Raw genomic sequence first — 21,967 nt, forward strand, 5'->3', positions numbered from 1 at the left:
TTCTTCTGATGAAGCGTGAACGGAACGGTCGCGCGGGCCCTCAGTATCAAGCTCAGCTTGATACTGGTGCAAGGCGAATTCTACTAGTCACTTGAAACGGTAACTCCTAAAGTAACGGACACCGAGCCACTCCCCGCGTCGTCGACTGCAAGGAACGCATCATGACGGGACTGGAGGTTTTGGCGCTTTGCCTCGGGTGCATGTGGCTGAGCCGCGGTTACGCCAGCCACCGATCGAATCGCGGCCGCAGGGCTGATTCATGCCGCGTCGATCGCGGCGAGACGTTCTTCGATACGCAGGTCGTACTGACCTTGGCGCCTCAAGATTTCGCGGACAAGACGTCTAGGCCCTTCGTAACACATGGCGGGTACGGCCTCGGCAACAGCCTGTCCATGCTCGCCAGACGCGCGCCGCGGGCAAAGATGCGAAGCCCATTCGCGGTGGAGGCAGATCAGGAGTGCGGGACGATGAATCTCGTCAACGAGTGGCTCGACGAGACCGGCTTGACCAAGGTATCCGGTGCGTCCTGAGCAGACCTCATCCCGCCATCAACTTTCAATACCAAGGACCAACCATGCAAGACGTGACATTGAACAATGGAATGAAGATGCCGATTCTCGGCTATGGCGTCTTCCAGATCGCCGACGAGGCGGAGTGCGAACGCTGCGTCGTGGACGCGGTGCAGGCGGGCTACCGCCTGATCGACACCGCTGCGTCCTACAAGAACGAGGAGGCCGTCGGTCGTGGCCTCAGACGTTGCGGGGTACCGCGTGACCAGCTTTTCGTTACCAGCAAGTTGTGGGTCGAGGATGCTGGCTATACACGTGCTCAGGCGGCCATCGACAAGTCACTGAAGCGTCTGGGACTTGATTACCTCGATCTGTTCCTGATCCATCAACCGTTCTCGGACGTTCACGGCGCGTGGCGAGCGATGGAGGAGGCGCATCGCGCTGGCAAGCTGCGAGCGATCGGACTGAGCAACTTCCAGCCGGATCGCCTCATGGACATCACGGCTTTCAACGACGTCACACCAGCTGTCAACCAGATCGAGGTCAACCCCTTTCACCAGCAGGCCGAGAGCGTCGAGTCTATGCGTGAACTTGGCGTCCAGCCGCAGGCGTGGGCTCCCTTCGCCGAAGGACGGAACAACCTGTTCGAGAACGAGCAACTGGTAGCGATTGCGCAGCGCCACGGCAAGACCGTGGGGCAAGTCGTGCTGAGATGGCTGGTTCAGCGCGGCATCGTTGCCCTCGCGAAGTCCGTGCGGAAGGAACGGATGCTGGAAAACCTGGCCGTCTTCGACTTCGAAATGTCCGAGGGCGACATGCAGGCCGTCGCAACGCTGGATACGGGTAAGAGCAGCTTCTTCTCACATCGCGATCCGGCGATCGTGAAGTGGATGAGCGAACGAAAACTCGGCCTCTGACGCGCAATCGGAGCGACTGTCCGACAAGCCAGCCATGCGCCCCATAGCCCAAGGCGGCGGAGCGCATGCTTCGCACTCGTTCGCCCTCAGGCGGCAGGCAACTTTTGGCAGACACGGGCCGAACGATCGCGAACGCGCGCAAAGCCGACATTCGAGTTGGCAGAACGAAGGGCTGTTTTTAGCCGTTAGCGCCGAACTTGTCGCACCAACGCCGGGTCGTTTCGTAACTGACAATCACCCCGCGCTCGGACAGCAGCTCTTCGATATCACGAAGGCTGAGCTGAAAGCGAAAATGCCAGCGCACTGCATGGCTGATAACCGCCGCCGGGAACCGATGTCCGTGATAGAGCGATTTGGCACCCATGCGTGAGATGGGGCAAGACAAATTCTTCGAACTGCGCATCGCTCAATTTCACTGGAATCCCTTGCCGTGCCGCTGCTGACCTCGCGTCATTTCGACCGCCAAAGGAACCGGATTCTAGCGAATTCGCCCGATACTCGCGAAACGCGTACCCACAACGGCTTCCAGGCAAACTCAGGTGGCGGAAAAGCCCGCAACCAGTAGGTGACGGGTGCACTGGTACGCTCGCCGAACTCAGATACGTTGCGGTTCACGGGCCTCGCCGCGCCACTGCGCGGGTCTGGCAGCGGCGGTGACCGCCCTCGCACCGTGGAGGGTCGTGCGCAAAGCCGCATAGAGGGGCATTGTCCGCTCAACTTCGAAGCGCCGAACAAGGCGGCCGCCAAAACCCCCGAGAAATTTAACGATGCCGGCCGTTGAAACACCATCAAAGTCGAGACTAAGTTCTCGTTTACCCGCTATACGCATTGCTGACCATATCAAGAAGCTGACAGCGCCGCTGTGCGCGTCTTGACGTCGTGTAGAAAGGAAGTAATACGCTCTCTGCGTATCCCATAGCAAAGCAGTCCCGGCAACCAGCGCACCTTTCGAATCGAAAGCGCCAAGCAGGGTGCAAGCTTTCCGAATCATCGCTTCATGAAGCAAGCGCCCCATCGTTGTTTTCTCGTACCTATTGTCAAGCTTGCGGACGGCGAGATTGGCGGTGTAGAAATCCAAAAATGCGTTCACAGAATCGATCGGTCCGACCGTAAGGCATTCTTGCGCCCTGCGGACAGCGGTGCGCGCCGTGCCTCGCAATGCTGCAAATGCCGTTGCCTCGTCCGTCCAGCCATCCGAGATAAGAGTGAACGCGACTTTTACGTTAAATCCTTCCAGGCGGAATGCCAGCGCTTCCGCTTCCGAGACCCGAGGGTCCATGATCTGATGAAAATGTGCATATCTGGGGAGTTGTGCGATGAGGTCGCGCGCGATGCCAAGACGCTGACTCCATTCCCGCTCGCCTGCCCCGCTCTGGTGTGGCCTGATTACCGGTCCTAACGTCCGGGTAAGCGGGGGCAATGTCGAGATTTGCCACAGTGCCTTTTGGGTGAACGTGTGAGGCATCTCGCCGACAACCGTATTCCCATGCTTAACCTCCACCACGCGCCACGCGCCATTCGTAGCGATTTCAAGCCACCACGGTTCGTGAAAAATCGAACGTTCAGTCAACCCTGACGCGAGTTCGGGTTTCGTCGATCTTACAGGCACGCCCTTCCCCTCGTTTATCGTGTCGGACTGCTGCTGGCGGCTGACGTGCGCGTGGCGCGATATTATCCTCTCGTTGCCCATCTTTCCGTCTCCAGTACACGAAAGAGGTGAGGCGAACCGGTATTCGACAAGCAGGTGTTCAACGGTACAAAGCGTTGCTCCAATCGCTGGCCGACGTATTTGATGTCATGGTTGACGCGCCCCGAGAATGTCTCAAATCTGATGCGTCTACAAGGCGTGTGCGCTCCGCCAAAGGGTGTTGCATAAGGACTATCGCCCACCCATTCCGGGTTCGCTTGCTTGATCCGTTGGACTACGATGATGCTCGGAAAAGGGCGTAGGCTGATGTTGTCGTACATTACCTCTTCACCGCAAACCATATGGAATCCTGTTCTAATCGGCGCGACGGCGAGCTAGCGGATTACAGATGTAACGGACCGCGTAGTCGGCGATAGGCGAATACGGAACCAGACAGAGACTGGACAGCACGAGCGTTCCGACTTTCTTTTTCAGGCTCCAGAACGGATTCGCCACGATCGCATACAGATAAGCATGCGAATCCCTAAACATCCAATGCCATCGGGTCGTCAACGGCGCCTGATAGACACTCGACCAGAAATACGCCTTTTCGTGCGCGAAATCGTGGAAGTTGGGTGGCAATTGTATTCCCAGGCGGCGCGATGCAATTTCACGCAGTGTTACCCACCGCGACGTGAATGCTTTGGGTGCCTTGTCGGTCTGTTCGGAGTTGGCAAATGAAACGCCTCGCGCTCCGCCATGAGCTACCCGGTACCCGCCGAGCGACTTCGGGACGTTCGAAACCGGCCCGACGAGAGCCGCGCCATAGATCGCGTAGAAATCTGCGCCATACCGGTTCCTGGCCGTTTCCGGGACGGGAAAGATCTTCCTTAGCGCACCGGCGCTATACGCGTTCCCAGACGCCGGGGGCGACGGGTAGAGCCAGCCGTCCAGCAAAAGTTTCCGACAGTCACCGTCGATTCCCGAGTGAGGTACATAAACGCCCGTACACTTGCTCGTCTCGTCGATGACGTCTAGCCGGAACTGCACCTTTGCCAGATCTCCCCCTTCGAAGCGCTGCATCACTTCAGTCACGGCACCCGGATATAGGACGTCATCGGAGTCGAGGAAGAGCACGTAATCCGTCTTGACCAGCTGAAGTCCCAGGTTGTAGGCGGACACCTGTCCGCCGTTGTCCTTGAAAATGGATGTGATGCGCGCGCCGTAGCCTTCCATAATTGCGCGCGACCCGTCCACCGATCCGTCGTCGATGACCATGACGTGCGTGTTCATGTAGTCCTGCGCTAGCGCCGAATCGATCGCCTCTGCCAGAAACCGTTCGTAGTTGTAGTTGCAGATTACAACGGTCATTTCTTTCATGGTGACTCACACAGAATGAGAGAACGGCTGGAAGATGGACGCCGATACGCAATACGCGGAACGACGAAGCGCTGCGCCCGTGCCTTGCCTTCAGGAACCACCGTCTCTCCTTGGCTTGGTGGGTTTTCAATGACGAAACCTGCTTCTGGAAAGCGGTGCAATCGACTCCTCTACAAGCACCCCACGCTGGCAGTGGCCATGAACGGCCAGTCGACCGCATACTCTGGCGGACGTTAGAATGGCCGCTCCACTTCAGTTAAGGGACTTTCAGTCCATATGGTCTTGTTAGCATGTTATCGCCTGTGACCGGTCTTTTGCCGCCAGCATCCTGTCGTTTTTAACCGTGCATCATTGGCGCGCATTAATTTCCGCGTCATGATGCAATAGCTACAACTCTACTCGGAAGGTCTTCGTTTGCGGTTGGGTGCGGCTCGCCAAATTTCAAACAGGGCGCGCAAACCAAAGCCGACTTGGGGAGTTTAAGGCAGCCGAAATGTGTGTCGCGTCTCGCGAAGGTCAAGGGCATTCGGACGAGCGATTACTTCAGTCGCGACGGGCGCACGCGGCTATCAGTTCCTGGCACGTTCAACGACGAGGGCCGACTTATGCGGATACTCATCATCGCGCAGCGCTTTCCGGTGCTTTCCGAGACGTTCATCATCGAGCAAGCGAGGGCGCTACGCGACGCTGGGGCCGAAGTCTCGATTCTGGGGCTCACGCGCGGAGATGACTCGCTTGTCCGGGCAATCGAATTCGAGTGCCCGCCCTTCGTGAGTCCGAGGTGCGGCGCGAGTCGTGCTGCGAAAATGCTTGCTGTTGCACGGCTCGCGTTTCGCGGACTTTACAATCGGCGCGCGCACCGTGCGTGTCGAGTCGCGGTGCAGGCCGTCCGTGGGGGGCATTGGGCCGCGGCGGTCGATATTGCGCGCGTCTCGAGTATGAATTCGACTCTGCAGTACGACGCATTAGTCGCGCATTTCGGCATGGTCGGTGTTCGTGCGCAATATTTGCGCGACGCAGGACTGGTCTCTGGAGCCCTGGCCACGGTCTTTCACGGCCATGACGTGACGATCGACAAGCAGGTTGAATCCTATCGTCGACAGTATTTGCGCCTTTTCGCACGTGGCCAACTCTTTTTGCCAGTGAGTCAGTTCTTCGCAGATCGCATTCAAGATTGGGGGTGCGATCCCGTAAAGATCCATGTCGGCCGGATGGGCGTCGACATCGACAAATTCCCGTTCTCGAGGCGCGATTCGTCATCGACCACGTTGAATATTCTGCTTGTCGGAAGAATGATAGAAAAGAAGGGTACCGAGTATGCGATTCGGGCCATGGCATATGTCACTTCAGCGGCGAAGCTGACCATTGTCGGCTCAGGTCAACTGGAAAATTCGCTGAGAGCGTTGGCGGTCGAGCTGAAGGTCGAATCGCGTGTCTGTTTTCTGGGTGCGCAGCCTCACAAGAAAGTGCGCGCGCTGATGCATGAAACCGACGTCTTCGTGCTGCCCTCGGTGACTGCGTCGGATGGCGACATGGAAGGTGTTCCGGTAGCGCTGATGGAAGCGATGGCCTCGGGGGTAATAACCATTTCGTCACGCCATAGCGGCATTCCTGAGTTGATTGATCACGGTGTGTCAGGCTTTCTCGTGAATGAGCGCGATTCGGTTGGCTTGGCGAAAGTCATCGATGAAATTGCGTCAGGCGTGTACAACTTGACTGAAATAGCGGCGAACGCACGCCTTAAGATCGAGGCGCGGTTCAACTCGCGCATTGAAGCGGCATGCCTTCTTGACGAACTGACCGGCATTTGCAACGGCAATCACGTCTTCGCGCAGAGCGATGACGGTGCTACCCGGATCAAGGTCCATCAATCTGGCGAACTCTCTCGGCTCTCTCAGACGGACACCTGAAGGACACCTTGATTCCTAGGCGTCTCCGGTGTCACGACGTTTCCCATAGGGAAGAAACGTACCCTTGCCGGTCCGCTTCGGAGCAGGCCGGCTTAGGGATTATTTTCTTGTCGCCACTTTGATGGCGACCGCGAATTGCTAACCCTTCAACTGTGTCCCGTTCGTCATTCGCTGGGAAGCGACACGAGCGGCGGTGTAGCAACCACAACGCTCGTCCGTCGACGGGGCGCGGTTTCTTTCAGAGAGATCGCTACGACAAAGCCGATCACCAGGGCAGCCAAGGCGAAGTACATCACTCGCTCGATGCCGTAGTGCTTCGCTACGTAACCGGCCAGCGCCGGCGCTATACCCCCTCCGAAAATCTCGCCGATCCCAATGACAAGACCGGAGGCGGTCGACATCAGTTTTGCAGGCACCGATTCGGCACTAATTGGGCCGACAGTCAGCGTGATCAGCGCAAAGATGAAGAACAGCGTCATGAACAGAAACGTAAAGAGCTTCATCGGACTCGCATCACACGCTGTCAGTAACGACAGAAAGGCGAAGGCACCGACGACCGAAAGAATCATCACGGGCTTACGGCCGAGCCGATCAGACAGTGCTGGCATGGTCAGCGCGCCGAGTGCACCGCCAAAGCCGATGGCCGACAGGACAAATCCCATTTGCTCCATACTGAGATGCAGGAAATCCGTCAGGTAGCTGGGAAACAGTGCGCCCAACACGACGAGGCAGGTCAACCAGCACAGCATGCCGACGATATTCAAAGGGATGTTTCTGTAGCGAAATATATCGGACCATTTGTGCGTCGTTGCGTCGTGTGTTTCCGTGTGAACGGCGGCGGTCGCTCCATCACTGTTGCGCAAGCATCGATACAGAAGTAGGGCGACGATCAACCCCGGCACGGAGACGAGGGCAAAAACCCAGTGCCATGCGACTACCTTCAGCAACTGTGTCACCAGAATCGGTGAAAGACCGAGACCGAGAAGCGGCATCATCGTCTGCTGCAACCCGATGTTAAAACCGTGACGCGTTGGCTTTGAGGCGTCGATTGTCGCGACAATGCTGACAGGGGTATACGCTCCCTCGGCAAATCCCATCAAGGCACGTATCAAAATCAGCGTACCGATGCTGCCTGCAAACCCGCTAGCGCCGCCCAGCAACGAGAAAATAATCATGGCCGGAATAATCACCTTCCGGTGCCCAATGCGATCGGACAGGTTCCCCATAAAAATCGCTGCAACTCCCCATGCGACGGCCAGCGCGCCGGTAATGTAGCCGAGATCCTGATAGTCCAAATGCAGATCTTTCATCATGACCGGAAATAGCGGCATGATCATGAATCGGTCCATACCGACAAGTCCGAAGCCTATCGATAAAAGCAGCACGGTTTTCCACTCGTAACCGGCATCCCAACCTTCGTTTGCCTTCTTCATGATGTTGTCTCCTGGGACAGGTCTAATCAATATCGAGAAAATTGCGAATACATTGAGATATATATCGTTCGTACTACGAATCTATAAACGAGTGCATCAATAGGCAGATTGTCATTAGTTTGCTGAATCTTTCTGTTTTTCCGTCGACGCTGTCGCAGCGCTCGGTGGTAGAGACTGCGCAAACTAACAATACCAGGACGGCCTATGCTCGCAGGAACATCAGCCGGTGGATGGGAAACTGACCTTCTGCGCTCGACGGTTGGCGAAGGGATTCGTTCTCGATGCCTGAATGAGCCTCAGGCCCGGGAGGTGGAAATCGAGCACGCCCCGCCTCATGATCTGGCCGCCAGCGTTGTTCAGTGGACCAGCAGCAACATGTCCGGCCGTGGCACCTGGATGTGCAGTGTTCGGCTCAAGCCACGAGCTCTGGCGCAGCTAGCCGTGGTCAAGCTTATCGATCAGGATGAAAGCGGGCAGCATTTTTGGCTCCGTACATTACTCGTCGATACCCACCGGAGTGAGTACGAAATCGAAGGGCGAGCGCCAAATCGTTTTGCCTTTGTTGACACGTTCGAACGGCGCCACCAACGTTTGCTTTACTCCAAACACTGCGTCCGATGTGATGTATAGGTCGTCGCCGACAAAGGTGTGCGTGACCACCTTCTGAAAGCCTGGTGCCGTTACGAGGAAGTGCATATGCGCAGGCCGATAAGGGTGACGTCCCAGTTCGGTGAGCATCTTGCCGACCGGCCCATCGTGGGGAATCGGGTAGGAAACGGGCTTGATGCCGACGAAGCTGTACTTGCCGTCTGCGCCCGTGGTGAAAATACCCCGGTTGTTCCATTTTGGCTGGATACCCGGCTGTTGCACGTCGTAGAAGCCGTCGGAATTGTCCGACCACACATCGATGCGCGCGCCTGCGACGGCATTGCCGTGCAGGTCGATGACGCGGCCCTCGAACAGACAGCTCTCGCCCTTGCCGTCGAGTGAGATGTGCTCGCCCATCTCCCGCTCCGGCGCCCCGACAACATGGAAGGGGCCGAATACCGTATTTTCTGTGGCCCCATGCGGCCGACGGTTGTTGATTGCGTCCACCAGCATGAGAAACCCAATGTGTCGCTCAGCAGAATGAATTCCTGCCGCTCTTCGCTGCAGATCTGGCCGGTCCTAGTCAGGAAGTCGATGGCAATTTCCCACTCATCTTGTGTCAGGTGAATGTCTTTGGCAAACGCATGCAGGTGCTTGATGAGGGATGTCATGACCTCCCTCAGTCTCGGATTGACGTACTCGCCCATGCGAGAATTCACGGCCTCAACAGAGCTTTCTTCGGTAAAAAATTGCGACATGTTCGACTTCCTTTGTGAATGATTGTCGGCGCGACAGAGCAGGCTCTATCCTGGCGATCTGGATTATTCCGGCCGTGCGCCGTCCCACGCCCTTTGCAGGAGCGAGCGCACGGCATCACGTTCGACCGGACGAGGGTTCCAGTAGGGGTTCTCCACCGCCAGATCGGCCGCCAGGTCCAGTTGTGCCTCTTTGAGTCCCAAATCCTTCAGGGCAAGCGGTGCGCCGAGCGATTGCGCGAAGTCATATAGGCCGCCGCCAATTGAGCCGCCGAAGAGATCTACCAACGGTTGCAACGTGTCAGCAGCCGCCCGGGCGTTGTAGGCTGCCGAGTGCGGCAACACGATGGCATGGGTTTCAGCATGCGGCAGATCGAAACTGCCCCCCAACGTGTGGCAAAGCTTGTGATGCAGCGCCATGCCGACGGCACCCAGCACCGAACCGCACAGCCAGGAACCATAGAGGGCGTCGCTGCGCGCCGCGATGTCGGCGGGCGTGGTCACGATTACCCGCAGGGCATCGCGCAGTGCGCGGATGCCTTCGACGGCCATCATCGACGAGATCGGATTTCGGTCTTTCGCGTAAAGCGCTTCCACTGCGTGGGCCATCGCGTTGAGCCCGCTGGTTACACTCATCGCCACCGGTAGCTCCAGGGTGAGATTGGGATCATAGATCACCACCTCGGGCAGGATCCTGGGATGCCGTACCGTGGTTTTGACACCGTCCTCGGTCTGCCCGAGGATGGGCGTGACCTCGGACCCCGCATACGTTGTGGCCACCACGATTTGTGGTGTGTCGTTGCGATAGGCAATCGCCTTGCCTAGCCCGATCGTCGATCCGCCGCCCAGTGCCACCACGCAATCGGCGCCTGACGCTTCAAACGCGGCCATCGCCTTGGTCGTTACCGACACCGGCGTGTGCATGGCGGCCTCGGCAAACACGCCGGCCGCCAGCGGGCCGAGCTGCTCGGCCAGCTTTTGTGCATCCGCCCGTTGAGAGGGGGTGGACAGGATCAGCGCCCGGTTTGCGCCTAACCGGTTCAGCTCGTCGCCGACGCAGCTTAAGGTGCCCGGGCCGAACAGAATGCGGCTCGGGTTGATGTCGTACGTGAAGGACGTGATCATTTGGCGGCTCCAGGTTTAGACCAATGCAGGTGCTTGCAGATGGAGTGTTGACATGACCCTGGCGAACCGCTGGCGGAACTTCTCAGGGCTGCTTCCGGTGGCCGCCACGTAAAAGTCGGGGCGCAGCAACACGTATTTCGCGTCGATCGCGTCCAGCCACCTGGCGTAAGTGCCCTCGACATCGACCGCATCGCACGCGGTGCCGGGCGCTCCAATCCTTACGGTCAAGCCATCCAGTAGGTCAAGCTGCTCCCGCTGTTCCTCGGTCAATGCCGCAGCCGGATCCGCGCCCAGTCCGATCAACATCCAGCCATGGCCAACGGCCTGGTCGAGGCGATCACGTCTGCCATTGACCTCGACCACTCCCTGCCCCGACAACTCTCCGGCATGGGCGGAGTCGGCGCACCACGCGCCATGACCAAGGTGGCAGATATCGGTCGGGACGGGTTCGTTATTGCGCCTGGCGAGATCCGCCTTCATTTTCTCGTCGCGCTCGGCCGCCTCATTTTCGTCGGAAATGCAGATGATCTTGCCGAGTTCCTGGCTGAAGTTGATGTAGTGCTTCACGTGTTCGACGCGCTCGGTTGAGTAGCTGTCCAACACCTCAAGTCCGAACTTGCCTTCAAGTATGGAGTTAAGGCGCCACCCAAGGGCAACTGCATCGCGCAGACCCGCGCACATGCCTTCACCGGCGAAGGGCGGCATCAAGTGGGCCGCGTCGCCAGCGATGGCACAACGGCCGCTGTTCCATACGTTGGCCCAACGAGCCTGGAAACAGTAGACCGCGCTACGCTCCAGCTCGGCGTTCTCCGGCGTAAGTCCCCAAGGCTTGAGGAGTTCCCAGGCCTGTTCCGGTTTTTGAATTTCCTCCACCGACTCATCGGGCCGCACCATGAATTCCCAACGACGTCGCCCCGGGCCGCCCGGCACAATCGTGGTGGGACGCTTCGGATCGCACAACTGCCATTGGCTCGGCGTCGCCTGGTAATCACCCTTCGGGATCAGGTCAAGAATGAGCCAATTGAAGAAGTAGCCTTTGTCTTCACTTTCGATGCCCAGGCTCTGACGCACGAAGCTGTTCGCACCATCGGCGCCGACCACGAACTTCGCGCGCAGCGTCCGGGTCTCGTCATTCGGGCCGACTTCTTGCGGATTCCTTTGGAGAGAGAGCTGTACTCCTTCGGCATCCTGCGACAGTGCCACGGCGTCCCAACCGCGAAGCTGCGTGACATTGGGAAGGCTGTCTACGATGCCGGTCAAGCGGGCTTCCAGGTCCGGCTGGTTGAACCAGTAGCGCACGCGCCAGCCCGAAGCCGATGTGCTCTGCCAATCGACGATCTGCAGGTTCTCGCCCTTCGCGTCCTTCCAGTAATACAACTCGTCGTGGAAGTCGACCGCCGGATCGTTATCAGAGTCGATCCCTAGCGTCGCCAGTATGCGGGCAATTTCGTGATCGTAAGTCACCGCGCGCGGCCGGCCGTAAGCCTGAGACCAACGTTCAATCAGGGTGACGCGCTTGCCTCGCTTGCCAAGCAAGATGGCGAGCAGCGTGCCCACGGGTCCGCCGCCGACGATGGCAACGTCGGTATCGAAGCCGCTCAAGCTGGATGAAGTTGAAGCATTCATGTCTGTCTCCTTGATCGAAACTTTGGAATGGGAACTGTCGGTGGTCGATCGAGCGTGTTTTGCCGTGTCCGGCGACGGCCCTGAAGGGCGCGATTGCCGTTCGCCATCGCATGAAACAGAATGTAGTTCGAAAATGAATGTTCGTCAGTTATGGTTTGTACTCAACTATGGTGTTCGGTCATTTCATAGTGTGAGCACGACAGTGGGTGGTCGGGCGAAGGTCCAAGCGGCCCGCGAACACGTTCCAGTGGGGTTAATTCCTATTGGGGTGCCGAAACTGGAATTGACGCGCACGCGGAACCGCGAGCCCATTCATACTAGAATGGTCGTCATGGTTGAGACAGTGAGGGCAATATGAGTACATCGGAAGATCCGACGGCGCCTTCGGGGCGCGTGGCCCGCCGGCAGCGCCGCAACCGCGATGCGCTGATTCGCGCGGCTGGCGCGGTCATGACCGAAAAGGGCATCGACGCCGCCACGATGCTTGAGATCGCCGAGCGGGCCGATGTGGGGGCCGGCACGGTCTATAACTATTTCAAGTCCAAAGACGAACTTGCGGTCGCAGTGCTCGAAGAAATGATGCACGACCTCGCCGTGGAGATCGAAGAGATCACTGTTGGGTTTGAGGATCCGGCGCAGGTCTATGCCTTTGGAGTGCGTACCGTGCTGCACACCGCGACCACCGATCTGAGTTGGAAGCAGATGCTCTATCGCTCAGAAGTCATTGCGGATGCGCTTTTCCGGCGCATGGGACCGTTTGCGATACGTGACCTGCGACGTGCTGCGCAGGCTGGCCGCTTTCAGGTTCCCGACGCCGAACTGGTTTGGCGGCTGACCGCACACGCGATAGTCGGAGTCAGCCTGGCGATTACGACGGAGTCGGTACCACCCGGCGCGAAAGACGAAATCGTCGTGCGATTGCTTTGCATGACTGGCATTGGCGCCGATGCTGCTACAGACCTGGCCGCGCATTTGCCCATTGATCAAATTGCAAAGAATCCCCGCTGACGCCTGGCGGGAATGCCTATAGTGCCGGGGCGCCGGAGCGGCTTTCGGATGCGGGTCCGCTTCGTTGGTCTGTCCGAAGCAGCCGTCCGGTGTCAGGCTTCGCTCACCAGCAGCAGTAGCCACTGTGCTGAACCCGTTGGCTTGTCGCGGCAAGCACCTACAAAGGCCAGTTCGCCCGTGCCCAGTCCACCAGGTTTACCAGATTGTCTCCGCCGCTTACCGAATTGTCGGCGTCGCCGTTGAAACTCACCTCGCTCGATACCACGCCACACGCACGAACTTGACTTCCATTTTCAAACCAGGCGAAAAATGGGCCGCCAGAGTTTCCATGATTGAGGCTCGCCTCCGTTTCCAAGGTTTGACCGTCATCGTCTTCATAATCGTCTTCGAAGGACTGCCAGCTCTGCACCGCCGGTCGCTCCCCGCTTGCGACATCGAATGGATAACCGACGTTCTCCCACACATTGAGCCCCCTCCATCCATCGTCAAAGCTCGTCGTGCCGATGTAGCCCAGCCGGTTGCCCAGTGGATCAAACAACCGCAAGACCGCGTAGTCATGAGACAGATTGAAGTCTGAGTCGTCAGTGCCGTAGTGGCGGGCGTCGCTCACATAGGAAGAGCCGAACGGTTCGGTGCCGTCAAAATAGTAGGGAGTGAACTTCATCCACCAGTTACCGGTTGCGATGCTATTCCAAGGCATGACGTGACGAGCGGTCAAAACGAGGCGGTCGCCTATCAGCACGCCGGACCCGGACGTGCCGTCGCTGGTAACAATCTTTCCGGTGAGTAGCCATGGCCAACTTGTGTCGAACAGGACCTGGCGCGCATCTCCGGGAAAAACCGTAAGCGGTTTCACCTTGCGCCCCTTCCCGTCTCGCATCTGCGGCCGCGGTCGCTGAATTCCTGTCTTCGGGACGAATCGGACGCCCATCCATTCAGGCCTGAACGACGGATGGCCGGAGATCTTGCCCATCGTATCAGTCCGTTCGTGTCTCTGGACCGTGCCGCCCATCGGCAGCGCCTGGATCGATCCGACACTTTTCTCAATGGTGATTTTCCACAGGCTTTGATCGTCGGGGCGTACATCGATTCGCTGACATCTCACTTTCGGCGAAAGCTCCACACCGGAAGGAATAGTTACGTAGATAGCCGGCCCGATGGATTTTGAGGGTAGGTGAGGGTTCTCTTTGGTGGCGGATAGCGGACTGAGGGACTCGAGCTCTTCCCTTGTCATTGGGCGCGGGCGGTTTGCGTGAGAAGGCATTTCGATTCTCCCGAAGCGGTTGATGGATTTGACGCGAGCAGGCAATTGAAAACTCTTCTCTGCACTGAAAACGAACTTCGCGCTTCCGTTTCAAGTGCAGTGCCGGCTGCCAGGAAGTACCAAGGTGGCCCCGGTGGGGCGCTTGTTTGCTGCTAGAGGGGCGACCATAGGCTCGCGACCGCTTGCAGTGGAAGTTCGGTCCACCGTTGAAGCAGGTGAACGGCGGAAACGGGTCGACACACGTTAGTGGCCGTCGGGCGGCGGACGGCCTGTTGATTGTCGCCGCGATGCCGATCGGCAGCGGTCCTTCCGTGAAGCCCAGCGCGATCCGGCAGATTTTTAACGAGAACAGCGAGCCGACCATGTCGGTCAAACCGGTTGCGACCGAGGTGAGGATCATTGAAATAGAAAAAACCCGCTTTACCCCGAACTTCGACACAAGCCATGCCGAGGGAAGCTAGGCGATCGCATAGGCGATCAGGAAAAGACTGACCAGCGCGCCGGCTTCGGCGTTGCTCATTGAGAATTCTTTCCGCAGGAACGGCAGCGCGACGCCAAGGTTGGCGCGGTCAGCAGCGGCGATCGTATAAATGACGAAGAGCGTCTCCGCGCCGACACCCCGCCCAGTCCTATGGCTGTGAGATGTGACGCCACGCGTACTCGTGATAAAACCTTCCGGTCACGCAACTGTTACGACCAAATCCTGTGGGCTGCATGCTTGCAGGTTGTGTTTGCCTCGCGATACAACGCCTCGACTCCCACGCGCTTCATTAAGGTGCCGACATGCCTGCGCCCGGCCCTGATGTGTTCTCGACATCGCCGTGCCAGCATTTGAACCAACGCTCAAGCGGACGCCGGATTAGGCGCGAAGAGCAGCAGAACGCTCACCAGGAGAAGTGCGACTCCAGTGAGCGTACGCAGTGAAGCCCCCTCCCCCAGAGCTGCGCCAAACAGTGTTATCTCCAAAATCGTGACTGCGACCATCAGCGGATATGCGATGCTCAGCTCAACGCGCTTTAAAGCAATTGCATAGAGGACAAATCCCGCACCATAAGCGCCGATAGCGCCGAAGCGGTACAGTAGAGGACGCGTCGCAAAGCTAAGGAGGAACGCACCATTATCCGCCGGCATCTTCCCGGCAAGACGGAGAAGAATACTCGCGAGCGCACTACAAGAGCCACTCAACAGAAGCGTGATGTATGACATGGCAAGCAAGTAATCGGGTTATACAGCCGCGACAACTGTCGCCACACACAGGAAAATGACGAGCAAGCTAAAGCGGTTCTTGACTGCATAGACGACAGGATCGTCGTGCATCTCACCGCGGAACGCAACCATCCACACCCGACTTACCCAATACAACAGCAAACCGAAGAGCACCCACAAGGCGTGCGGATGGCGATAGAGAGCGTGGACATCTGATGAGTTCAGGTAAAGAGCAAAGATCAGCACCGCAACATATCCCGAAGCTGTTCCGAACGAACGCAAAATACCCAAATCGTGCGTGTCATAGCCACGTCCTGAGGCGGACGCCTGCCCATTGCGAAGCAGCCCATCGAGTTCGGTATAGCGCTTTACCATGGCAAGGCTCAGAAACATCATCACTGAGAACAAGATGAGCCAGTCGGACAAGGGAATATCGCCAGCCGTACCGCCTGCTATGATGCGGCTCGTGTAGAGCGCGGCAAGAGCAAAGACATCCACGAGCACGAGGCGCTTGAGCTTGAACGAATACAGCAGCGTGGCGACGAAATAGGCGGCCAGTACCACACGGAACAGCGGCTCTAATCGAGACGCCAGGGCGATCGCCGCGAACAGGAGCGTCACCGTGAGCATCATTCCAAATGTGAGCGATAATTGCCCCGACGCAAACGGCCGATGCTTTTTGTTGGGATGGCGGCGATCAGCATTCAGGTCGAGCATGTCGTTCAGCAGATATCCGGCTGACGCACAAAAGCTGAAAGCAAAAAAGGCGGTCACCTCCGCCAACACCGTCGGCAGATCAGTGAAACGGTGTGACGCAAGAAGCGGCACGAAGATCAGCAGGTTCTTCACCCACTGATAGACACGCATCTCTTTGACGACCAGGCGCCAAAGTGAACGCTTGTCTTCAAAAACGAGGATGGCCTGGTTGACCTTCTTTGCCGCAGCCGCGATGCGGCGATCGCCTACAACGATCGCCCGACGCGCCTGCTTCCAAACCGGCAAATCCGCTAGTCCGTTACCGCAATAATCAAATCCGCGATCACCGAAATGATCAGTTAGCGCACGGCCCTTCTCACTGCCCTTGAGATTGCGGACTTCGTCACTGGCAAGCACGCCGCTGAAGAAGCCGAAATGACTGGCGATTTGATCAGCGAGTTGTTGATTGGACGCCGTACAAAGATAAAGGTCTCGCCCGTTCTCACGTTGGTCGCGCAAAAAGCTGACGAAACTCGTGTTGTAAGGTAAAACCGAGACGTCGATGGAGATGCGCTTCGCGATTTCGGCTTTCAAGTAGGCTCTGCCCCTCAATAACCAAACGATGCAAGCAAACAAGTAAATGGGGTTTTTCTTGACGAGCATCAGGAACGACTCGGCAAGCAAGTCCGTCGAGGTTAGTGTGCCGTCGAGATCCACGCACAGGGGAACGCTTACGTCTGTCATTTCAAGACCACCCTCTCATTTTCCCTTATACGACGCCACACGCCTTCGAAGCCAAATTATGGATCTACAGATAGATGCCGCATTTTCAGCCTGTTAGGGAGGCAGGCAACGCAGCTTTGCAACGATGAAGGCTTTTCACGATCGAAAGCACAATGACAAACCCAACGTACGACCATAGGAACCAGCGGACAACGCGCCAGAGATGACGATGAACATGAGCGCTGCTTCCAGGCCAGTCACTGCATCGCCGGTATTGAGCACGCCTGGTTCGATCGTTTCGGCGATGCGGCGGCATCCTTGGATGACGAGTCGAACAAGGAGCCACAGAGCGATTTGCGGATATTCGAAGAGTGGCAGCGAAGGCGTCGCGTGTTTGCTGGTAACCTGGATGTACGCGCTTTTGCATCGCCCATACATGAGCCCACAGTACACTGCGCCTGACCTGCTGCTCGGCTGACTCTCGCCGTTCGAGAACTCGTTCGCGCTTGCGCTTCATAAGATTCCCCATTGGTCTGCTCTGTCTGTCTGGAGCGCGATCTTGGCGACGCTCAGCGGCTCGAGCCAACCTTTATAGCCTGCTATCTAACCACGTTGATCAAGACACGTTCGCCGACCGAACGCTTCGATGGAGTCCGAAGCTTTTCGGCCTTTTCCCGATGCCGCTCATCACGGTGACAGTACAGCTCAGTCCCTCTCTATCGGGCTCTATAGTCGGCAACGCCTTGAGCCGAAGACGTTGCAATGGAAGAGGACAAGGAACAACGACAGCCTGCTTGATGCAACGCGTCGTATGATGCCTTGTCGAGACCCCGTGTAACTCTCATGCGTCGTGGTCGTCTAACGTCAGTAATTGAACTCAACGAGGATGCAGTTCATAGAGCCGATGTTCGGGTAAAGTCGCAACGAGTTGCCAACCATCAAGGGCCTCGGGTAGGCGCCGGTACGGGTCGAACACCGCAAGATAGACCGCCGTGAACCGGCTTTGAAGGTCTGGAAAGCGATCCAGCAGTTCAGTCGACCACGCGCGCAACATGGCGCCATTTGCTTCGAAATCCGGTTCCCGGTTAGAGCTTTTGTCCTGGAACTGCCTCAATGCTACGTTCTCGCTCCGGTAAAGCACGGGTTGCTGGCCCGCTTTGAGATACAAATCCGGCACGAGAACGCCATGCACTGTTGCGAGCGCCACCACCTTGTCCAAATATGGGTTCCAGCGGTGAGGGTCTTTCCATGGAGACGGGTAGGTGGTGTCTTGCTTGTACTGGAACAGGACGGAACCGGTCTTCAGAGACGCGAACGTAGTGCGGTAAGCCTGAATGACAGGCCTGCCGCCCCGCCAGTCCTCAGTCACGGTCACAATCCGGAAAACAAAGACAAGCGTGAGCGCGAGCGCGCCGATGCGTTGAAGACGTGGTGCCACCGAATTTCGTATGCTAACCAGCGCAGTCAGCAAAAACGCGAAGCTGAGCCCACATCGCTCGATCACACCGTAGGAAGCAAACGCGTCAAACGGTGCGAGCAGGACTACCAGCGGAAGTGCGAACACGGTTATCCGGAACTCTGGCTCGCACGTCCACCATCTGAGAACGAAACCAGTGACCACGAACAAGCTCAAACCCGCCACGATCGCCACATCACCTGCGCGATTGCCCACTGATAAGACATCGATGCAGTAAGCGATCTTCGAGAGTACGCGGACAAGGCCGAAGTTGGTTGACCCATGAAGGCCACCAGTGCTGCTGCGGACCAACAGTGCAAGGGGAAGCAGCAACGGAACAAGGCTCGCGGCCGCGTGGCGAGCCAGTGAATGAATCGAGATCTTCCTCTCTCGAAGAAGACAGCTAAGTTCCCACGTGCCTGTGATCAGAGCGAACACGGCGAGCGGAAACAGATGGCAAAAATAGATAACAAGGGCACTGCAGCACGAGACCAGGATCCGCGCGAGGGTGGCCCTGCGCAACGCCACATGCACGGCGATCGCCCAAAAGCAAACGCCAAGACCAAACAGATAGTTGTCGTAGCCGCGTATCAGTATCCAGTTATAGAGCAGCAAGAAGCTGATAAACGGTAACCATGACCAGCGACCATTGGCAACACGGCTCAGCACCAAGCAGCCCGACGTCAGTAGCCCGAGTTCAACAAGGGTAAACAGCCAGGCGGCCCATTCTACCGGTATGAACTTCGTGAACCACGGGACAGTCAGGTCCATGGCAAGGTCAGGCAAGACATCCCATTGAACGACAAAATTTCTAACGTACGATGCCGGATGAGAAAGGATATCGACCCGGACGATATTGTAAAAGTGTTGCCCGAGAGGAGGAACCGACGTGGTGAGGAATGGCACCGACGCAACCACGGTTGCAATAAGCCACACACCCCACAGATGCAATGGCGAAATGCCAGTATTCATTTGGTTTCTGACAGTCATCAAAAACCTCGGAAGATTGTTTTAGAATTCTCTGGGCAAGTTATAACCGATCTGTTTTGTTTGACCGTATCAACTTCTTTAAAAGTGTACACGCGCCCCAGCGTAATCATTTGTTCGTCACCTCACATAACGACGAAGATATTCCTTCGGGTCTCCGCTCACAAACTATCGAACGCATTTTTGTATGTCGTGGTATCCGAGCCGGATCATCGGGCGAAGGACGCTCTGCCAGACAGAAAAGACGATCGGTCTGACCTCTATCGTGAGCAGGGCGGGACATGAGCGCTCGGACCACGCAGGCGTGTGCAGCTCATATTTCCGTTTAGTTTGATCGCTCAAGCTGAAGGTTTCCTGAAGAGCTTTCCGACGGCTTAGGGCTCGGGGTAAATCGTCGGATTAACGCTAATGAGGGCTGTCTGCAGCTTTCGTTGGTCACGACGGGCAGGAGGCCACCTTGACGCGAAACTGTCTGCATTGCCCGCGGATATCTCAAAAAGGGCCGGTATCGGGGCAATCGTTTTGCAATGTGCAGTGCTTGTCAGTATCGCGATGTTCGGCGTCGATCAGGCAGTCTTCGGGGGGAGTTCGTTGCCGTGTTCATCGGTCACATGTACCCAGAGTGAGGCCTGGATTGTATTGTCGCGGGCAACGTGCATCGGTGACGCGGAAGCGAATGTCGCGGTTGTCGCAAGCTTCGGTATTTCCACTACGGTTGGCTTGCCCGGGCGTGAAGGGACGGGGATAGTGCCGCTCGTGGGAAAGTCCTTCTCGATAAGGAAGACGACTTTCACGATAGACGAACGTAGGGTAGTAGCACGCGTTAAAGGGGAAGACCGTGCGAGAACGCACGTAACGAACCTTGTTAGCCAACGTCGGTGTTGTCCTGCGCGCGCGATCGCTTCGTAAATGCCGCGAACCATTGGGGTCTCGTAGTTCAGGCGGCATACATAAGCTGTTGTACACGCTCAACCGGCTCGCGCAACGACGAGACGGCCCAAACCGAAGTTACCAACTATTCGACGCCTGCCCTAAGTGTGCCATCCTTGGCATAGCCGCATAGTACGCAGTCGATGCGTTTGGAATTCGCTGGGAGTTGAAACGCCAGCAGGGCACCCTGGTTGGTCAATCCCGCACGGGGAAAAATCAGTGTGAGGGCGCGCAGCGAATTCTGCCGAGAACGGATTTCGCTGGGCGAGAAGGTGGCCCCGGCGTACAGAGAATGGCTGGTACAGTCTCATTGTTCTTAGTCTTCGTACTCAGAGTATTTTCGAGAGTCGCCCCGCACCTTGTCGGCTGGATACTTTGCCCGATTGAGGGCCATTTTTTCCAGCACAGCCTGAAAGAGATCAACGTCCATCTTATCCGCGAGGCGAACCAGATATACTAAAACGTCGGCCATCTCGTGACGAATCGCTGTCAGCTTCGCTTCGTCAAGTTCACTTTTGTCACCCGAAACAAGCCATTGAAAAGGCTCCAGCAACTCGCTGGCCTCTACGCTGAGAGCTGTTGCCAGATTCTTTGGGGTGTGGAATTTGTCCCAGTCACGCTCGCCAACAAACTGGCGAACAAGTTCGCGCAGCTCCACTAGTTCATTTCGCAACTCAGACTTTTTCACGTTGCTGCTCCCTGCTGCATGTCTGGAATTATTGATGCCGTCGAGGGCATGTGGGTGTAGGACGTTGGTTCGCGCTAGTCTGCTTTGGAACCCAGAGGCTCAGATGCCAAACGTAGACTGCACTCAATGATATAAGAATTGGCACCGTGGCTGAACCGGGAAGTCGATCGACGCCAATGCTATACGCGCTCACAATCCCACCGACGAACGCAGCAGCGGCAAACAGCATCGCGAGGAACAGGAGGCCACTCCCCAGGAACACCGTAGTAAAGAAGCGATCCTCGCGATCTCCGCGACGATCCCGCAGCACGCCATTGAACCAGAGAAAGGCAATGCCAGCGAACGGCACCAGGTTGACCGCAACAGCTACCGTACCCGAACTTTTTAGAAGCCACCGTCCCGCGTCGAAAGGACTATCCGGAACAGAACGCCGCCGCAGCAGCAGGCAGGCAATCAGCAAGACAGAAAATACGATCCCGGCGATGGCAGCAGCGCGGGGGGCGCAGACGCGTGCTCGGGCCGTTCCACAGAAGTCGCCAGTCCTTCGGATTCATGCTCAGCGCCCTTCGTATCCTGCCGCGATCTGTGTGGGCACATTGTTCATGCTAGGACAAGCAGCGGCCAACTTGAAGTCTTGGCAGGGATCGATCAAGGGGGCGCCGTGAAACGGCTGTGAGCCGTGAGGTTAGATGGTGTGCCGGCGCGCCCGTGCGGCGCGCGGTGGGGATTGAGGCTTCTGGACATCCCTGTCTCCGGATGTTGCCCCGCGCAGGGCCGTCACTCCATCCGACTCAAGACCACTGAGGTCTGCAGACGCACAAGGGCTGACGCCTCTGCCAAATCACCTCGAGAATGACGCATGCCGTACAACATGGGCGATGCGCCCGAGCTTACTCGTCTGCTTTTGTCGGTTTTCACGGAGATGCCGCAGCCGGCCATAGAGGAGGGGCTTCAGCGCTATCTCTGGCGCCATATCCGCTTCGATGATGCGGAGCAGCTTGCGGACGCGTTAGACGACGTGCGTTCGGGGGCGACCGGCGATTTTCTCTACCACAAAGCGAACATCCGAGGCGGAGAGAGGAGGCTGTGCTTGCTGTGATGTTGCGTCGAAAACGGATAGCAGCAGCATGCAAAGAGTG

Annotated in this window: 17 protein-coding genes and 2 pseudogenes; 6 read left to right on the plus strand and 13 right to left on the minus strand. The window is 57.4% G+C overall.

Annotated elements, in window-relative coordinates; all coding sequences use genetic code 11:
- Positions 1-161 precede the first annotated feature (161 nt).
- On the plus strand, positions 162-530 hold the full coding sequence (locus tag FVF58_RS20935; RefSeq protein WP_149671765.1) for an NADPH-dependent FMN reductase family protein: 369 nt from the start codon (positions 162-164) through the stop codon (positions 528-530).
- Positions 531-574: 44 nt separating this feature from the next.
- Positions 575-1,426 carry an aldo/keto reductase gene (locus FVF58_RS20940; RefSeq protein ID WP_149671830.1) on the plus strand — a complete coding sequence of 284 codons (852 nt, stop codon included), beginning with the start codon at positions 575-577 and terminating at the stop codon, positions 1,424-1,426.
- 190 nt (positions 1,427-1,616) lie between these two features.
- On the opposite strand, the pseudogene FVF58_RS20945 reads toward FVF58_RS20940, so the two are convergent.
- The 3 genes and pseudogenes from FVF58_RS20945 to FVF58_RS20955 form a co-directional block, all read right to left on the minus strand.
- Positions 1,617-1,790, minus strand: a pseudogene (locus FVF58_RS20945) (IS6 family transposase); the annotation flags it as partial.
- 231 nt (positions 1,791-2,021) lie between these two features.
- Positions 2,022-3,116 (minus strand): GNAT family N-acetyltransferase, encoded by a 1,095-nt coding sequence (locus FVF58_RS20950; RefSeq protein WP_149671766.1) that lies wholly within the window; start codon positions 3,114-3,116, stop codon positions 2,022-2,024.
- A gap of 312 nt (positions 3,117-3,428) precedes the next feature.
- Complete coding sequence (locus FVF58_RS20955; RefSeq protein WP_149671767.1) at positions 3,429-4,433, minus strand: glycosyltransferase family A protein; 1,005 nt, start codon at positions 4,431-4,433, stop codon at positions 3,429-3,431.
- A gap of 605 nt (positions 4,434-5,038) precedes the next feature.
- Between FVF58_RS20955 and FVF58_RS20960 the strand changes: the two genes are divergently transcribed.
- Positions 5,039-6,343 carry a glycosyltransferase gene (locus FVF58_RS20960; protein ID WP_149671768.1) on the plus strand — a complete coding sequence of 435 codons (1,305 nt, stop codon included), beginning with the start codon at positions 5,039-5,041 and terminating at the stop codon, positions 6,341-6,343.
- Between the two features lie 164 nt (positions 6,344-6,507).
- Here the strand turns inward: FVF58_RS20960 and FVF58_RS20965 are convergent, their stop codons facing one another.
- The 5 genes and pseudogenes from FVF58_RS20965 to mhpA form a co-directional block, all read right to left on the minus strand.
- Complete coding sequence (locus tag FVF58_RS20965; RefSeq protein ID WP_149671769.1) at positions 6,508-7,776, minus strand: MFS transporter; 1,269 nt, start codon at positions 7,774-7,776, stop codon at positions 6,508-6,510.
- 495 nt (positions 7,777-8,271) lie between these two features.
- Entirely contained in the window at positions 8,272-8,877 is a 606-nt protein-coding gene (locus FVF58_RS20970; RefSeq protein ID WP_246217137.1) for a dioxygenase family protein, read from the minus strand.
- A 59-nt stretch (positions 8,878-8,936) separates the two neighbouring features.
- A pseudogene (locus FVF58_RS54440) lies at positions 8,937-9,122 on the minus strand (dioxygenase); the annotation flags it as partial.
- A gap of 63 nt (positions 9,123-9,185) precedes the next feature.
- A complete protein-coding gene (locus tag FVF58_RS20975; RefSeq protein WP_149671770.1) occupies positions 9,186-10,244 on the minus strand; it encodes a maleylacetate reductase in 1,059 nt (352 codons plus the stop codon).
- 15 nt (positions 10,245-10,259) lie between these two features.
- A complete protein-coding gene (gene mhpA, locus FVF58_RS20980) occupies positions 10,260-11,870 on the minus strand; it encodes a bifunctional 3-(3-hydroxy-phenyl)propionate/3-hydroxycinnamic acid hydroxylase MhpA (protein ID WP_223191166.1) in 1,611 nt (536 codons plus the stop codon).
- 354 nt (positions 11,871-12,224) lie between these two features.
- On the opposite strand from mhpA, the gene FVF58_RS20985 reads away from it, so the two are divergent.
- Positions 12,225-12,878, plus strand: a complete 654-nt coding sequence (locus FVF58_RS20985; RefSeq protein ID WP_149671772.1) for a TetR/AcrR family transcriptional regulator — start codon at positions 12,225-12,227, stop codon at positions 12,876-12,878.
- Between the two features lie 157 nt (positions 12,879-13,035).
- Here the strand turns inward: FVF58_RS20985 and FVF58_RS20990 are convergent, their stop codons facing one another.
- A complete protein-coding gene (locus tag FVF58_RS20990; RefSeq protein ID WP_149671773.1) occupies positions 13,036-14,142 on the minus strand; it encodes a trypsin-like serine peptidase in 1,107 nt (368 codons plus the stop codon).
- 206 nt (positions 14,143-14,348) lie between these two features.
- On the opposite strand from FVF58_RS20990, the gene FVF58_RS20995 reads away from it, so the two are divergent.
- Positions 14,349-14,603: a hypothetical protein gene (locus tag FVF58_RS20995; protein WP_149671774.1), complete on the plus strand. Its 255-nt coding sequence runs from the start codon at positions 14,349-14,351 to the stop codon at positions 14,601-14,603.
- A 382-nt stretch (positions 14,604-14,985) separates the two neighbouring features.
- Here FVF58_RS20995 and FVF58_RS21000 read toward each other — a convergent pair whose 3' ends face one another.
- The 4 genes from FVF58_RS21000 to FVF58_RS21015 all read right to left on the minus strand — a co-directional run bounded on the left by FVF58_RS21000 (position 14,986) and on the right by FVF58_RS21015 (position 20,828).
- Positions 14,986-15,348 (minus strand): ligand-binding protein SH3, encoded by a 363-nt coding sequence (locus FVF58_RS21000; RefSeq protein WP_149671775.1) that lies wholly within the window; start codon positions 15,346-15,348, stop codon positions 14,986-14,988.
- Positions 15,349-15,366: 18 nt separating this feature from the next.
- Positions 15,367-16,788: a UbiA family prenyltransferase gene (locus FVF58_RS21005; RefSeq protein WP_149671776.1), complete on the minus strand. Its 1,422-nt coding sequence runs from the start codon at positions 16,786-16,788 to the stop codon at positions 15,367-15,369.
- An 856-nt stretch (positions 16,789-17,644) separates the two neighbouring features.
- A complete protein-coding gene (locus FVF58_RS21010; protein ID WP_246217138.1) occupies positions 17,645-19,195 on the minus strand; it encodes a hypothetical protein in 1,551 nt (516 codons plus the stop codon).
- Positions 19,196-20,456: 1,261 nt separating this feature from the next.
- Complete coding sequence (locus FVF58_RS21015; protein WP_149671778.1) at positions 20,457-20,828, minus strand: nucleotide pyrophosphohydrolase; 372 nt, start codon at positions 20,826-20,828, stop codon at positions 20,457-20,459.
- 859 nt (positions 20,829-21,687) lie between these two features.
- Between FVF58_RS21015 and FVF58_RS21025 the strand changes: the two genes are divergently transcribed.
- Complete coding sequence (locus FVF58_RS21025) at positions 21,688-21,927, plus strand: hypothetical protein (protein ID WP_149671779.1); 240 nt, start codon at positions 21,688-21,690, stop codon at positions 21,925-21,927.
- The last annotated feature ends 40 nt before the right edge of the window (positions 21,928-21,967 follow it).

Source organism: Paraburkholderia panacisoli, assembly GCF_008369935.1.
GTDB lineage: Bacteria > Pseudomonadota > Gammaproteobacteria > Burkholderiales > Burkholderiaceae > Paraburkholderia > Paraburkholderia panacisoli.

Coding starts and splice junctions, on each gene's coding strand:
- FVF58_RS20935 (WP_149671765.1), top strand. CDS start 162: ATGACGGGACTGGAGGTTTTGGCGCTTTGCCTCGGGTGCATGTGGCTG.
- FVF58_RS20940 (WP_149671830.1), top strand. CDS start 575: ATGCAAGACGTGACATTGAACAATGGAATGAAGATGCCGATTCTCGGC.
- FVF58_RS20950 (WP_149671766.1), bottom strand. CDS start 3,116: ATGGGCAACGAGAGGATAATATCGCGCCACGCGCACGTCAGCCGCCAG.
- FVF58_RS20955 (WP_149671767.1), bottom strand. CDS start 4,433: ATGAAAGAAATGACCGTTGTAATCTGCAACTACAACTACGAACGGTTT.
- FVF58_RS20960 (WP_149671768.1), top strand. CDS start 5,039: ATGCGGATACTCATCATCGCGCAGCGCTTTCCGGTGCTTTCCGAGACG.
- FVF58_RS20965 (WP_149671769.1), bottom strand. CDS start 7,776: ATGAAGAAGGCAAACGAAGGTTGGGATGCCGGTTACGAGTGGAAAACC.
- FVF58_RS20970 (WP_246217137.1), bottom strand. CDS start 8,877: ATGCTGGTGGACGCAATCAACAACCGTCGGCCGCATGGGGCCACAGAA.
- FVF58_RS20975 (WP_149671770.1), bottom strand. CDS start 10,244: ATGATCACGTCCTTCACGTACGACATCAACCCGAGCCGCATTCTGTTC.
- mhpA (WP_223191166.1), bottom strand. CDS start 11,870: ATGAATGCTTCAACTTCATCCAGCTTGAGCGGCTTCGATACCGACGTT.
- FVF58_RS20985 (WP_149671772.1), top strand. CDS start 12,225: ATGAGTACATCGGAAGATCCGACGGCGCCTTCGGGGCGCGTGGCCCGC.
- FVF58_RS20990 (WP_149671773.1), bottom strand. CDS start 14,142: ATGCCTTCTCACGCAAACCGCCCGCGCCCAATGACAAGGGAAGAGCTC.
- FVF58_RS21000 (WP_149671775.1), bottom strand. CDS start 15,348: ATGTCATACATCACGCTTCTGTTGAGTGGCTCTTGTAGTGCGCTCGCG.
- FVF58_RS21005 (WP_149671776.1), bottom strand. CDS start 16,788: ATGACAGACGTAAGCGTTCCCCTGTGCGTGGATCTCGACGGCACACTA.
- FVF58_RS21010 (WP_246217138.1), bottom strand. CDS start 19,195: ATGAATACTGGCATTTCGCCATTGCATCTGTGGGGTGTGTGGCTTATT.
- FVF58_RS21025 (WP_149671779.1), top strand. CDS start 21,688: ATGCCGTACAACATGGGCGATGCGCCCGAGCTTACTCGTCTGCTTTTG.